At 64.3% G+C, this 13,673-nt stretch carries 15 protein-coding genes and 1 pseudogene; 10 read left to right on the top strand and 6 right to left on the bottom strand.

Features of this window, described 5'->3' with window-relative positions; genetic code table 11:
* Positions 1–130: 130 nt before the first annotated feature.
* From EPK82_RS19275 to EPK82_RS19250, 6 genes are all read left to right on the top strand, one after another.
* The gene (locus tag EPK82_RS19275; protein WP_244230049.1) at positions 131–1,132 is read left to right on the top strand and encodes an ABC transporter substrate-binding protein; all 1,002 of its coding nucleotides are present in this window, start codon (positions 131–133) and stop codon (positions 1,130–1,132) included.
* A 78-nt stretch (positions 1,133–1,210) separates the two neighbouring features.
* Positions 1,211–2,476 carry an ABC transporter permease gene (locus EPK82_RS19270; protein ID WP_134677702.1) on the top strand — a complete coding sequence of 422 codons (1,266 nt, stop codon included), beginning with the start codon at positions 1,211–1,213 and terminating at the stop codon, positions 2,474–2,476.
* 13 nt (positions 2,477–2,489) lie between these two features.
* Positions 2,490–3,305 carry an ABC transporter permease gene (locus EPK82_RS19265; protein WP_134677701.1) on the top strand — a complete coding sequence of 272 codons (816 nt, stop codon included), beginning with the start codon at positions 2,490–2,492 and terminating at the stop codon, positions 3,303–3,305.
* 2 nt (positions 3,306–3,307) lie between these two features.
* Positions 3,308–4,054 carry an SDR family NAD(P)-dependent oxidoreductase gene (locus tag EPK82_RS19260; RefSeq protein ID WP_134677700.1) on the top strand — a complete coding sequence of 249 codons (747 nt, stop codon included), beginning with the start codon at positions 3,308–3,310 and terminating at the stop codon, positions 4,052–4,054.
* 231 nt (positions 4,055–4,285) lie between these two features.
* The gene (gene cml, locus EPK82_RS19255; protein WP_134677699.1) at positions 4,286–5,491 is read left to right on the top strand and encodes a CmlA/FloR family chloramphenicol efflux MFS transporter; all 1,206 of its coding nucleotides are present in this window, start codon (positions 4,286–4,288) and stop codon (positions 5,489–5,491) included.
* A gap of 129 nt (positions 5,492–5,620) precedes the next feature.
* The gene (locus tag EPK82_RS19250) at positions 5,621–6,004 is read left to right on the top strand and encodes a hypothetical protein (RefSeq protein ID WP_134677698.1); all 384 of its coding nucleotides are present in this window, start codon (positions 5,621–5,623) and stop codon (positions 6,002–6,004) included.
* Positions 6,005–6,224: 220 nt separating this feature from the next.
* Here EPK82_RS19250 and EPK82_RS19245 read toward each other — a convergent pair whose 3' ends face one another.
* The 5 genes from EPK82_RS19245 to EPK82_RS19225 are packed head-to-tail and all read right to left on the bottom strand — an operon-like array spanning position 6,225 to position 9,862.
* Entirely contained in the window at positions 6,225–6,695 is a 471-nt protein-coding gene (locus tag EPK82_RS19245) for an Atu1372/SO_1960 family protein (protein WP_134677697.1), read from the bottom strand.
* 24 nt (positions 6,696–6,719) lie between these two features.
* Positions 6,720–7,526: a glycine betaine ABC transporter substrate-binding protein gene (locus EPK82_RS19240; protein ID WP_134677696.1), complete on the bottom strand. Its 807-nt coding sequence runs from the start codon at positions 7,524–7,526 to the stop codon at positions 6,720–6,722.
* A 36-nt stretch (positions 7,527–7,562) separates the two neighbouring features.
* Positions 7,563–8,057, bottom strand: coding sequence for a VOC family protein (locus EPK82_RS19235; RefSeq protein ID WP_208651164.1), 495 nt, complete (start codon positions 8,055–8,057; stop codon positions 7,563–7,565).
* Positions 8,054–9,172: an alkene reductase gene (locus EPK82_RS19230; RefSeq protein WP_134677695.1), complete on the bottom strand. Its 1,119-nt coding sequence runs from the start codon at positions 9,170–9,172 to the stop codon at positions 8,054–8,056. Before EPK82_RS19230 ends, EPK82_RS19235 begins: the two co-directional genes overlap by 4 nt.
* Positions 9,173–9,190: 18 nt before the next feature.
* Positions 9,191–9,862, bottom strand: coding sequence for an SDR family oxidoreductase (locus EPK82_RS19225; RefSeq protein ID WP_134677694.1), 672 nt, complete (start codon positions 9,860–9,862; stop codon positions 9,191–9,193).
* Between the two features lie 96 nt (positions 9,863–9,958).
* Here EPK82_RS19225 and EPK82_RS19220 point away from each other — a divergent pair, with 96 nt between their 5' ends.
* From EPK82_RS19220 to EPK82_RS24955, 4 genes and pseudogenes are all read left to right on the top strand, one after another.
* On the top strand, positions 9,959–10,855 hold the full coding sequence (locus EPK82_RS19220; RefSeq protein ID WP_134677693.1) for a LysR family transcriptional regulator: 897 nt from the start codon (positions 9,959–9,961) through the stop codon (positions 10,853–10,855).
* Between the two features lie 206 nt (positions 10,856–11,061).
* Positions 11,062–11,895 carry a helix-turn-helix transcriptional regulator gene (locus EPK82_RS19215; protein WP_167494380.1) on the top strand — a complete coding sequence of 278 codons (834 nt, stop codon included), beginning with the start codon at positions 11,062–11,064 and terminating at the stop codon, positions 11,893–11,895.
* A gap of 60 nt (positions 11,896–11,955) precedes the next feature.
* Positions 11,956–12,510: a YbhB/YbcL family Raf kinase inhibitor-like protein gene (locus EPK82_RS19210; RefSeq protein WP_134677691.1), complete on the top strand. Its 555-nt coding sequence runs from the start codon at positions 11,956–11,958 to the stop codon at positions 12,508–12,510.
* 197 nt (positions 12,511–12,707) lie between these two features.
* Positions 12,708–12,986, top strand: a pseudogene (locus EPK82_RS24955) (hypothetical protein); the annotation flags it as partial.
* A gap of 349 nt (positions 12,987–13,335) precedes the next feature.
* Here the strand turns inward: EPK82_RS24955 and EPK82_RS19200 are convergent.
* Positions 13,336–13,673: aldehyde dehydrogenase family protein (locus EPK82_RS19200; protein WP_134677689.1), on the bottom strand; the 338-nt coding region annotated here is incomplete at its 5' end.

The raw sequence follows: 13,673 nt of genomic DNA, 5'->3' as shown, positions 1-13,673 counted from the left end.
TCCAGTTTTGATCGCTCGACCTGAGCACATCTCCTGCCCAATTTCCGCCTTGTTGGCACAACCCGCTCTAGCTCCGCAGGAGAACAGCATCATGTCATCGTTGAAGAAACAGTTCGTCACTGTCCTTTTCGTGAGTGCAATCAGTACCATCGCTCAAGCTCGCGACCTCACGGCCGTCGGTTTCGGGGGCGTCACGCAGGAGGCTTTCGACAAGGCCTACTTCAAACCTTTCACCGCGCAAAGCGGCCTGCCGATCGTCCAGGACACCTACGGCGGCGGCTTGGCCAAACAGAAGGCCATGGTCGAGTCCGGGAACCCCACCTGGGATCTGGTACAGATGGACCAGAACGAGATGGAGCTGGCCTGTGAGCAGGGACTGCTCGAGGAACTCGATCTCAAGCGACTCAAGAATGCGCCCGAGGTAGACCCCGAAGCGTTCTCGACCTGCGGTGTCGGCGCTTTCGTCTGGTCCGAGGTGATGACCTATGACCAGAAGAAGTTCGCTGCTGACGGCCCGAAAAGCTGGGCGGATTTCTGGAATGTGCAGAAGTGGCCAGGCAAGCGCGGCTTGCGCAAACAGGCACGCATGACCCTGGAAATTGCCTTGATGGCGGACGGCGTGGCGCCGCAGGACGTCTACAAGGTGCTGGCCACCCAGCAAGGCCAGGATCGTGCGTTCGCCAAGCTGGACGAGATCAAACCCTACATTCAATGGTGGGAAACCGGCGCGCAGCCTCTGGAGTGGATGGCTGCCGGTGATCTGGCCATGACGGCGGCCTACAACGGGCGGATCGCCATCGCCAATCAGCAGGGCAGTCAGTTTCCGCTGATCTGGCAGCAGCAGCTCTACAGCATGGACTACTGGACGATCATCAAGGGCACGCCGAACCTGGAGCAGAGTTACCGGCTTCTCGATTTCATCCTCAGCCGCCAGGCCCAGGAGGACTTTGCCCATGCCATTCCCTATGGAATCGTCAACAGCAAGGCCAGTGCCGCGCTGGATGCCAGAACCGTGCAGACGCTGCCCAACGCACCGGCCAACATGAAGGACGCCTTGTTGCTGGATACCCCGTTCTGGGTCAACTACGAAGAAGACCTGATGGCTCGCTTCACCCGCTGGGTCGCGCAGTAACCCTGGCTTGACGAACGTGCCATCGGCCGTCACGGCGATGGCACCGCTCAGACGCATTCGCGCAAGGTAAGTTTGACTATGTCCATATCCTCGACCGCTGCAGCGCCGGCAGAAGCTGTCGCGCTGGTAGACGCGCATCAGCGTTCCAGTCGACGCAAGCAGGTTTTCTCCGTCTTGCTGGTGCTGCCGCTGCTGGCCTACACCGCCGTTTTCTTCGCGCTGCCGATTGGCATGATGCTGTACCGGGCCGTCAGCAACCCGGAAGTGATTCAGGCGTTCCCCCGCACGCTGGCGGCGCTGGAGGAACAGAAGAGCGTGACGCCGCACGCCGTTCCTGCGGAAGGGGTTTTCATCGCCCTCGAGCAGGATTTTCTCCAGGCACCGAGCATTGCCGTCATCGGCGAAGCGGCGCGACGCCTGAACTACGAGAGCAGTGGCTATCGTGCGCTGGTCATGAAGACTGCGCGTCACTACAAGAGAGACCCTTCCTCGACAGCGAGCAGTGCACAGGCACGCTTGGCGGCTATCGATCCGCGCTGGATTTCCGCGAAGTTCTGGAGCGACTTCCAGCGTGCCTCACCGGCATACACACCCTACTACCTGCTGGCGGCCGTCGACCTCAAGCAGACCGCTGAGGGCGTCGCACTGGCTGACGAGAATCAGCGTGTGTACGTCAGCCTGATCCTGAAGACGCTGAAAATCGCCCTGGTGGTGTCCTTGCTCTGCCTGGTGCTGGGTTTTCCCTTCGCCGCCCTGATGGTCAGCGCGCCCCGTCCGATGCAGATCCTGCTGCTCCTCGCCGTGATGCTGCCGTTCTGGACGTCACTGCTCGCCAGGACAACGTCCTGGATCGTGGTGCTGCAGCAAAAGGGCATCGTCAACACCTTGCTCCTGCACGCGGGACTGATCGATCAGCCCATCGCGATGATCTTCAACCTGCCAGGGGTGTACATCGTCATGGTCCATATCCTGCTGCCATTCAGTGTGCTGCCGCTGTACAGCGTCATGAAGAGCATCCCGCCGCACTTCATGCGGGCCTCGGCATCGCTGGGTGCGCACCCGTTGCGCGGGTTCATCCATGTCTATCTGCCGATGACCCTCACCGGCATTGGCTCCGGCACCTTGCTGACCTTCATCGTGGCCGCGGGTTACTACGTGACCCCCACGCTGGTGGGCAGCGCCCGTGAGCAGATGCTTGGTTACTTCATTGCCTTCTACACCAACACGACCGTCAACTGGGGCATGGCCTCGGCGCTCGGACTGGTGCTGATTCTGTGCGTCATGGTCATCTATCTGTTGGCGGCGCGCCTGGTGGGCATCCGTCAGATCGCCGGATTGCGTTAGGGGAGCCATTGCCATGCGTCATTTTTTGCTTGCTTCGATCATGCGCAAAGCGCATCTGTCGTTCGGTCTGCTGATGAGCCTGTTCATGATCGGCCCCTTGCTGGCGGTCGTGCCGATCTCGTTCAGCAGCGGCTCATTTCTGTCGTACCCGTTGCCAGGGTTTTCCCTACAATGGTACGAGCGCGTCTTCACCAGTGGCCCATGGATGAGTGCGCTGAGCAACAGTCTCGTAGTCGGGGCGACCTCGACCGCCCTGGCCACGGTACTGGGGACCCTGGCCGCGCTGGCCTTTGCCAGACGCAACCTGCCTGTGCCGGGCGGTCTGCTCGGCCTGCTGATCTCGCCCATGATCTTCCCGCCGGTCATTTCCGGGCTGGGCATGTACTTTCTGTTCGGCCAGCTGGGCCTGACGGGAACGATGACGGGGCTGATTCTCGCGCATACCGTGCTGGCCACCCCGTTCGTGCTGATCAGCGTGGCGGCCAGCCTCCAGGGGTTCGACATGACATTGCTGAAAGCCGCGGCCATGGCCGGCGCGAGCCCTGCGCGCGCGTTCGTGGGCATCGCCGTTCCGATCATCGCGCCCGGCATCGTGTCCGGCGCACTGTTCGCCTTCATGACCTCGTTCGATGAAATCGTGGTAACGCTGTTCATCGGCGGGCCAAGTCAGCGGACCTTGCCCCGGCAGATGTTCGACGGCATCCGCGACACCATCGATCCGTCGATTCTGGCCATGTCGACCTTCTTGCTCGTCGTCGGTATTGCCGGCCTTCTGAGCACGACCTTCCTCACCTTGCGCGCCCAGCGCAACAACCAACGGAAATCATGATTATGTATATCGTCACAGGTGGCACCCATGGCATCGGCGCCGCGACCGTCGAGTTGCTGGCCGGTCAGGGTTGCAAGGTGGTGTTCAGCGGCCGCGACGCAGAGGCCGGGGCGGCATTGCAAGAGCGCCTGCCAGCGAGCACGTTCGTCCCTGGCGACGTGCGCAACGAGGAAGACTGCGCGGCGGTCGTGGCCAAGGCGCTGGAGCTTGGTGATGGAGCACTCAGCGGGCTGGTCAACAATGCAGGCATGGCAGGGCGCAAGGCATTTCACGAAACCACGCAGCAAGAGTGGGACGCCATGTTCGCAGTCAACACGCGCTCCGCCTTCTTCTTCATCAAGCATGCGCTGCCCGGCCTGCAGAAGGGCGGCGGGGCGGTCGTGAACGTCTCGTCGATCGCCGGCAAGACGGGGGAGCAGGGGCTCGCCACATACTGTGCAAGCAAGGCGGCGTTGTTGGGCCTGACCCAGGCACTGGCCCTGGAGTATGGCGCGCAGGTGCGCTTCAACGCGGTGTGTCCAGGGCAGATTGCCACGCGCATGATGAGTGGTGTCGTCGCGGATGCCGGCAAGGTGGCGGCGTTGAGCGCGCGCATTCCTGCCGCCAGACTGGCCCGGCCTGACGAGGTGGCCAACGCGATCGTCTGGCTGCTTTCTCCCGCGTCCAGTTATGTCAATGGCACCTCGCTCACCATCGATGGCGGTGAAACCGCGGGGTTGCTCACACCCAGGATTCCGCCAGTGGTCTGAGCCGTTCAACTCGAGCTCGATGGGGGCTGCCGAGCGCTGCGGCTCGTGCTTCACCGCTCGATTGGGCGGTGATACGCTAGCCCATCGCATCGGGAATGAACGCCAATGAGAACCGCCAAGCAAGCCGTCAAGTAAGCCGCAGCAACCTTTCTTTCCGGTTGTTGCGGCGCTCTTCTGGCTTCTTTACATGATGAGACCGCAGCCAAACCTCTCGCTCAAGGAGATGGCTTCGTGCACTCAAAAGATCTTACCTGGCGATACTCGCTCGCCGTCACGCTGCTTCTGTTGTCCCCCTTCGACCTGATCGCGTCGCTGGGGATGGACATGTATCTGCCCGTTATCCCCTCGATGGCCCAGGCGCTGAATGCCAGCGCCAGTACCATTCAGTTGACCCTGACGGTCTACCTGGTCGTGCTGGGGGCGGGCCAGTTGATAGTCGGGCCGCTGTCCGACCATTTCGGCAGACGCCCCGTGCTGTTGCTCGGTGGCATGACCTACTTCCTGGCCTCGGTCGGGCTCGCCCTGGCCTCGTCGCCTGCGGCATTCCTGGCGCTACGTACGCTCCAGGCGGCCGGGGCATCGGCTTGTCTGGTCGCGGTATTTGCCACCGTGCGCGACGTCTATGCCAAGCGTCCCGAGGGCAGCGTCATCTATGGCTTGCTGGGCTCCATGCTGGCGATGGTGCCCGCGCTGGGACCATTGCTGGGGACTTCGGTCGCGGCATGGCTGGGGTGGCGGGCGATCTTCCTGGTGCTCGCTGTCGCCATGCTCGGGGCGGTCGTTTCAGCCTGGCTGCTCTGGCCCGAGACCCGGCGAGCCAGAACGGGCAGCCTGAGTTGGCGGCAGCTGTTCGTGCCTCTGAAGTCCTTCGGGTTCTGGCTTTATACCCTCGGCTACAGTGCCGGGATGGGCAGTTTCTTCGTCTTCTTCTCGGTCGCCCCCTGGGTGATGATGGAGCGACAGCAGCTGTCTGCGTTCGAGTTCAGCCTGGTGTTCGGCACGGTCGCAATCGTGATGATGATCGCGGCTCAGGTGATCGGGCGGCTGGTGCGGCGTGTCGGGGAAATCGTCATTCTTCGCGCGGGGATGGGCTGTCTCATCGCTGGTGCCCTGCTGCTGGTTGCTGGAGAATCACTGATCCGGGAGTCGGTCATGGGCTTCATTGGCCCGATGTGGCTCATAGGCGTGGGAATCTCTGCGGCGGTTTCTGTCGGCCCCAATGGTGCTTTGCGTGGGCTCGATCATATCGCCGGCACTGCCACAGCGGTTTACTTCTGCCTGGGCGGTGTGCTGCTGGGTGGGATTGGCACGCTGATCATCTTGCTGACGCCAGCTGCTAGCGCGTGGCCGGTAGCGGTGTATTGCATGCTCATGGCGGCGATAACACTCGGTCTGTCTCTGCACCGGCGCCCTGGGCGCAGCAGCGGGCGGAGCTGATTCGGCCCTGAGGTTGATTCGTGCATTGCCGGCGTTGCATGAATCGACCTGGAGGGGGTGAGGGCGGTGCCTGATTACGCTCACTCGAAGCTGAGTGATGAATGGATAGAAGTTGTTGTGAGGTGTGTGATGAATTGTCGTTCCTGGGGAAGTGTCCTGTTGCTGCTGGCGGGTAATGCGCTGGCCACTGATTTGCCCGATGACTCGATCTTCAGCCGTTACAGTGTGAAGCCTGAGGAGCTGCCTGCTGTCGAGGGCGAAACGTCAGTGCAGGCTGATCCGCCTGCGGAGAAGTTCAACATCAGGGACCCCCAACCCTGGATTACCGTCAAGGAGCCTGATGCGCGCCATCAGCTGATGACGGGCAATAGCGGTCTTGAACAGATGGTGAAACGAGATGCCGAGCGCTGCCGGCGAGAGCAGCAGAACTTCCTGCGGCGCGGCGAGCAATTCCCGCTCGACTGCGGTGATGACGGCATCGGGGTGACGATAGGCCCGTGGAGTCTCGACTAGCGCGCTGCCGCAGGTGCGGCCAGCGTCCTGGCGTCTGAACCTTTCCCTCATGAGCAGGCGACTGCGCTGGATCAGCCGGACTTCGCTGTGGCTGGCCGCCCGGTTTGCCCGGGCTCTTGGCGCCAGTCGATAGGGGGGAGCGTTGCCTGCTCCCGAGCGGGGGAGCAGGCCTGGCAGGCGCCTCGGTCAGATGCTGAGGCGGCGTCAGAGGTGGAACGGGTCAGTGCGGCTCGACCCTGGCGAACAGATAGACCATGCACACGCTGTCCATCGGCATCACCGGATTGGTCCAGATCATCCGGGTGTGCTGTCCCTGGCGGTCGAATACGCGGGTGATCAGGTCGGAGGCGCCATCCAGCGCCTTGGGGTGTTCGGTCTCTCCCTCGGCTACGTTCAGCACCCCTTCGAGGCGCACGATCTGGCGCACCCGCGACAGTTCGCCGAGCGCCTGCTTGAGCTGCGCGATGGCGTTGAGCGCTGCCAGCGAGCAGGCTGCGTAACCCTGTTCGAGGTCCAGGTCGCGGCCCAGCTGGCCGCGATACCTGACGCCGCCGGCGAACCAGGGAAACTGCCCCGAGGTCATGAAGGTATCGCCGGCGATGCACCAGGGCAGGTAGTTGCCGAGCGCCGGCGCGGGCTCGGGCAGTTGCAGGCCGAGTGTGGCCAGGCGTGTTTCGGGCGTGTCGTGCATGGGGCGTTCCTCTGATGGGACGGCTCAGCCGTCGATCGGCTCCAGCCATTGGCCGAATGTGCGTGGGTTGGCGGCCAGCCAGGCCTGCGCGGCGGCTTGCGGCTGCAGGCCACCACGGTTGATGGCGAAGTCGAGCTCCGCGACCTGGGCATTGCTCAGGCGGATGTTGTCCAGCACCTGCAGGTGCTGCGGGCTGAAGTGCTGCAGACGGTCCTCTCGGGCCAGCAGCACCGCGCGGTCGATGCCGCCGAGCAGGCCCAGCGGCTCATGCAGTTCGCGCAGGCGATGCTGTGCATGCAGAAACTGTGGTTGCCACAGCGGCACCACCGCCCAGCGGCGTTCGGCGATGGCGCTCTCGATGGCCTCGATGCATTGCGCCTGCGTGCCGGTGAGGAAGCGGTAACCCGCGTCGGTCAGGCCATAGGCCTGCATCATCTGTTGCGAGAAACGGGTGATCCCGGCGCCAGGGCCGATGCCCTGGATCACCGGCGTCATTCGTGCGCGCACGGCCGGGCGCAGCAGGTCCGCGATCTCGGCGACCTCGCTCTGCGGCACGTAGTCCGGCACGCCCCACAGGGCATAGGGCTGGTAGTGCAGGCCCAGCTCGCGGGTGGCCACGCTCTGCTGCACCTGCTCAAGGTACAGGCCGTGGCTGGACGGCAGCCAGGCCGAGGCCAGCATGTCGATCCGGCCCTGGCGCAGGCGTTCGAAGTTTTCCTCGTGCGGCGCATGGCTGCAGCGCACCGAGTACCCCAGGTGTTCGAGCAGCGCAGCGACCACGGCGCCGGTGGCGTGGTGGAAGGTCAGGTCGGTGATGCCCAGGTGGATCATTCAAGGTGCTCCTTGCCGCCACGGCGGCTCATCACATCAGCCGATGTCCGGTCGCGGCATGGCTTCGCCCAGCACGGCGTTCTCCGGGCGGTAGGGAAAGATCAGCTCGATGGTCACGCCGTTGGGGTCCTCGAGAAACAGCTGGTGCTCGCCGATCTGCGGCACGATGCGCTCGCGAAACGTCTGGCCGAGACTGAGCAGGTGCTGCTGCGTCTCGGCCAGGTGCGTGCCGCGCAGCGAGATGTGGTCGACGCAGCCACTGCCGTCGGCACCCTCCTGCTCGCCCAGGTAGGCGTGCAGCTGGCGGTCGTCGGCGGTCACGGCGACGAGATGCAGCACCGGATGGGCGCCGACGTACAGCCAGCGTCCGGGGAAGCGAAACGCCGGTCGCGGACCGTCGCTCAAGCCGATCACCCGGGTGAAGAACTCGACCGTCTGCTCCAGGCGGCTGGTACGCAGGGTGAAGTGATCGAGCCCCAGCAGGTTGCCCGCCGGCAGGCCGACGCCCTGGTCGTGGGCCTGCGGGCTCACAGCGCCTGCTCCTGGACCGGCGACGCGGGATAGTCGCTGTAGCCGCGCGCATCGCCGCCGAACAGGCTGCTCGGCTCGAAGTCGGCCAGCGGCAGGTTCTCGGCATAGCGGCGGGGCAGGTCGGGGTTGGCGATGAACGGGCGGCCGAAGGCCACCAGATCGGCATAGCCCTTGCCCAGCACCCACTCGGCGCGTGCCTGATCGTATTTGCCGGCGACGATGATCGGGCCGCGGAAACGCTGGCGGATGTCCTGGCGAAACGCTTCGGTGAATTCGGGGGCGTCGTCCCAGTCGGCCTCGACCAGATGCAGGTAGGCGATCTGCCTGGCGTCCAGGTAGCTGGCCGCATCGAGGATGGTCGGCAGGATGTCCGGGCAGGCCATGCCACGCGCGGTGAGGAACGGAGCCAGGCGAATGGCGGTGCGCGCGGCGCCGACTTCGTCGGCCACGGCGTCGATCACCTGACGCAGAAAGCGCAGGCGATTTTCCCGCGAGCCGCCGTATTCGTCGCTGCGCAGGTTAGAGGTGGTGCGCAGGAACTGGTCGATCAGGTAGCCATTGGCCGCGTGTACCTCGACACCGTCGAAACCGGCGGCAATGGCGTGCCTGGCGGCGACGCGGTAGTCCTCGACGATTGCCTGTATTTCCTCGCGCTCGAGTGCTCGCGGGATGGGGCAGGGGTGCATGCCGCCCTCGCCGGTGACCGGGTCGACTTTCCAGATCGCGCCGTCGAAGGCGACGGACGAGGGCGCGACCGGAAGCTGCCCGTCATGGAAGTCCGGGTGCGACATGCGCCCGACGTGCCAGAGCTGCAGGTAGATGCGCCCCCCGGCCTGGTGCACGGCACGGGTCACCAGGCGCCAGCCTTCCACCTGCTCGGCACTGTGGATGCCGGGGGTGAACGAGTAGCCCTTGCCCTGTGGCGAGATCTGCGTGGCCTCCGAGACGATCAGCCCGGCGCTGGCACGCTGCGCGTAGTAGCTGGCATTGAGGGCGTTGGGTACGTCACCGGGCTGCGTGCTGCGCGCGCGTGTCATCGGTGCCATAACCAGGCGGTTGGCCAGTTCCAGGTTGCCAACGCGGACCGGGTCGAAGAGTTTGCGAGAGTCGGACATGGACGTTTCTCCGTGGGATCAGTTGATGAGTGCGCCGCCATCGATATCGATGACCGCACCTGTCATGAAGGGGTTGTCGATGGCCAGCAGGTAGCCCTGGGCCAGGTCTTGCGGCCTGCCGACGCGGCCGACCGGCAGGTTGTTGGCGGCGCGTTGCAGCATGGCCAGGCGTGCGTCCTCTGCCATGCCGGCATAGGCTTCGCTGTCGGTCAGGCCGGGGCTGACGACGTTCACCCGCAATGGCGCCAGTTCACGTGCCAGCACCTTGGCGACGGCTTCGAGCGCTGCGTTCATCGCCGTCTTGACGAAGGTGCCGGGCACGGCGCGGCGTGCCAGGAAGCCGCTCGTCAGCGTCAGGCTGCCACCGGCGCGCAGGTACCGTGCGCCTACCTTGGCCACGGCCAGGCTGCCCCAGAACTTGGTGTCGAAGGCGGCCCTCGCCGTGCTCAGGTCCATGTCGAGCAGTTGCCCGCCCGGCGCTTGTGAGCCGGCGGTGAAGATCAGGTGGTCGATAGTGCCGATGGCCTCGAAGTAGCGCTCCACGGCGCTCGGGTCGGTGACATCCAGGCCGCTGCGGCGGCTGGCCACCAGCACCCGACCCGGGCGCTCGCGGAGTGCATCCGCAAGTGCCCGACCGATACCCGTATGGCCGCCGACGATGACGCTGGTGCTTTGCTCGGTGAAGTTCACGGTGCTTCCCCCTCGATGAACGATGGGGGTACCTTATGCTTTGCGCTGCAGGCTTAAAATCCAGCAAGAATCGAAAAGATATTTCGGATATTACGAATGATGCTCAACCACCTGGAGCTGTTCCTGCTGATCATCGAGAAGGGCGGGCTTTCTGCCGCCGGGCGTGAGCTGGGGCTCTCGCCCGCCTCGGTGTCCGAACGGCTGGCCGCACTGGAGTCGCACTATGGTGTGGCGTTGCTGACCCGCACCACGCGCTCGATCAGTCTGACGGACGAAGGCCGGACGCTGGCCGAGGGCGCCCGCCGCCTGCTGGCCGAAGCGGAGGAACTGGACAGCCGGGTGCGTCTTGGTGCGCAGAGCCTGAGTGGGCCGGTGCGCTTGAGTGCTCCGGTCGATCTGGGGCAGGCGCGCATCGTGCCGATTGTCGACCGCTTTCTCGACCAGCACCGCGAGGTCAGCGTCGAGCTCAACCTCACCGACGGCTTCGTCGACCTGGTCAGCCAGGGCCTCGATTTTGCCGTGCGCTACGGCACGCTGGCTGACAGCAGCCTGAAGGTCAAACCCATCGGCGAGAACCGGCGCGTCGTATGCGCCGCGCCCGGCTACCTCGAGCGCATGGGTGTGCCATTGCACCCCGATGAACTGCACGGGCATGACTGCATCGTCATGCGTTTCGGCATCAACAGTGATCACCAGTGGTCGTTTCTCGTCGACGGCAAGCCCTACTCGGTCGCCGTCCGCAGCCGGCGCATGGCCAACCATGGCGAACTGGTCAGGCGCTGGGCGCTGCAGGGCCATGGTCTGTGCCTGAAATCGGTATGGGACGTGCAGGCCGACCTTGATGGCGGACGACTGATCGAAGTCCTGGCGCCATACAGTGCGGCACGTACGGCCCTGCAGATCGTCTACCCGGGGACGCGCAGCCAGCCGCGCCGCGTACGCGCGCTGATCGAGGCGATCGCCACGGAGCTTGCCGCCGATGACAGAACCTAGCCAGAGCGGGCCGTTGCCAGAGTGGGCAAGTGCCCTGGCTTGGCTTTCCGACGGCACACCCAGTAGATTGGCAGCGCGAACAGCCCTTCAGACGAAGCCCGGTGCCGCCCGCCCTGCGTGATGTGCATGTGACCACTGCCTTCCGAGGCACTGCGCGGCTGCGACAGCCAATGGTGGCGAAACCAACCGAAAAGGAACTGTCCCTAGTGTCCACTCCCGTTACTGATATCGCTTCCGCGCCGGCTCAGGTCATTCGCATTGCCAGCAGCGCCAGGCATCGTGTGAGAACCCTGTCGATCCGCGAGGACCTCCTGGTGCTGGTGCGCCGTGGTCGCAAGGCGCTCATCGCACCAACCGGGACCCTCAGCGTATCGAAGAACGAAGTGGTGGTGCTGGCACGGGGAACCCAGTGGGACGTGCTCAATGATCCCGCTGACGAGTCGTGCTACGAGGCGCTGGCCTTGGCCTTTTCCGACGAACCTGTCAGGGCGGTTGCGGCCATCCTGCCGCCGGTGCGGGACGAGCTGTCCGCAGCCAGGACCATGGACCTCGACGGTGAACTGAGCGAGGTCATCGAGCGCACTGCGCTGGCCCTGGAGGCGGCGACGGTTTCTCCTTTGCTGCAGCGCCACCGGGTGATCGAACTGTTGCTTGTCCTGGGTGAGCGTGGCGTGCGTCTCAAGCCCGTCGAGCAGATTTCCTGGGCGGAGCGTATCCGCCGGCTCATCGCTCTGCGGCCTGAAGAGGACTGGAGAATCGAACGTCTCGCCGAGGTTTTCCATACCAGCGCCTCGACGCTGCGCCGACGCCTCGCCGGGTCGGGATTCACCCTCGCCGGGCTGGTCCGCGAGGTGCGCCTGGAAACCGCTCTGGTCCTGCTGCAGAGCACCCAGCGCTCCATCAACGACATCGCCCTGCATTGTGGTTGGGAGTCACACAGCCGCTTCAGCGCGGCCTTCCAGGCGCGCTGGGGATTCGCGCCCTCGGTGATGCGCCAACGCTTGGCGCAGAATGGCGCGCATCTGGAGCGTTTGGCGTAGCGGGGCAGGTTACGCGGCGGGATCATTGCCGCCGTCGAATACTGTCAAGGAATCTCTCCGATGCGCCCTGTGATCGCTGTCGCTCTTGCTTTCGTCTGCCTGCCTGCATTGGTCAGGGCTGCAGACTTCACGCTGACCAGTTCGTCGTTCGCGGATGGGGGAACCCTGTCCGAACGGCACGTATACAGCGGCTTCGGCTGCAGTGGCGACAATCTTTCGCCGGCGTTGTCCTGGAGTGGCGCGCCAGCCGGGACGAAGAGCTTCGTGGTCACCGCTTACGACCCGGATGCACCCACAGGGTCGGGCTGGTGGCATTGGGTCCTCTATGACCTGCCGGCAAGCACCTCGTCGCTGCCTGAGGGCGTTGGCCAGAAGGCTGGCCAAGCGCTGCCGGAGGGGGCGGTAGAGGGCGTCAGCGACTACGGCTCGGCCGGTTTTGGCGGCGCCTGCCCGCCGCAGGGGGACAAACCGCACCGCTATGTGTTCACCGTGCATGCGTTGAAGGTGGAAAAGCTGGAGCCGCCATTGGCGAACGCCTCGCCGGCGCTGATCGGCTTCCTCGTGCATTTCAACAAGCTGGCCAGTGCGAGCGTGACGGCCACTTACGGACGTTGAACGTAGGGCTGCACACGGGGTTGCGCAGAACGGTCCGGCCGCTGCCGCAGCTCGCCATTTGCCGGCTGGCGTCGGGCTGGATCGATTCCATGCTAGATTCCTGAGGGTGGATCCAGCCTGGCTCGAGAATGATTTCCGACGTTTGGAGAGGCTGGATTTCAATTGCTCCAATCCCTGCCGAGGACGACGCCAATCCCATGAACATTCATCTTGTCTCGAGTATCGCACTGCTTGCTTCCGGCATGGCGCAAGCCGGAATCCCTCTGTTGAACTACAGCTGCCCCGGTTCGATCGAGGTGCATGCCGATCAAGGTGGCCCCGTCTATGTGAATGGCAAGGAAGCCAAGCTGAAGAAATTCAGCGACAGCTATCACGAGGCCTCACATGACGGCGTCACCATCTCGCTCATGCAGAACCCGGATCAGAGTATGAGTGTTTCCTATACAGCGAAACACGGCGTTCATGGTGTCTGTCAGGATGCCTCGGCATCGTCCAGCGTGGTTCCCAACAAGGAGCCAAGCAAGGCCGAGCAGGCGTGTCTGGCGGCTGTTGCGAAAACCACGGGGGTGGCCCAGAGCTCGTTGTCGGTCATCGATGTCATGAGTGCCGAAGCGGGCATCGGGGTGATGGTCAGGGTTCCGGGGGCAGACGCTCACTGGTCCTGCCTCTCAGATGCGGATGGCAATGTTCAGGGCACCCGCTACAGCGGTTCGGAGGGCAAGCTCTGAGCCTGCTCCGCCCAGAGCAGTGTGCCCTGGGCGGAATTTGGTCTCTTCGCGCAACGAGCCAGGGCCGAGTGGCTAGTCTGGGAGAGCCGTTGCTGGTTCAGAAGAACCCCAGCGGATTGATGTCGTAGCTGACCAGCAGGTTCTTGGTCTGCTGGTAGTGATCGAGCATCATCTTGTGGGTCTCACGCCCGACCCCGGACTTCTTGTAGCCGCCGAAGGCAGCATGCGCCGGGTACAGGTGGTAGCAGTTGGTCCATACGCGACCCGCCTTGATCGCGCGGCCCATGCGGTAGGCGACGTTCATGTCGCGGCTCCACACGCCGGCGCCCAGGCCGAACTCGGTGTCGTTGGCGATGGCCAGCGCCTCGGCCTCGTCCTTGAAGGTGGTCACGCCGATCACCGGGCCGAAGATCTCCTCCTGGAACACGCGCATCT

The sequence above is a fragment of the Ectopseudomonas khazarica genome, from assembly GCF_004521985.1.
Lineage (GTDB): Bacteria > Pseudomonadota > Gammaproteobacteria > Pseudomonadales > Pseudomonadaceae > Aquipseudomonas > Aquipseudomonas khazarica.
The sequence above is the reverse complement of the archived record's forward strand: the minus strand, read 5'-3'. Positions and strand labels throughout refer to the sequence as shown.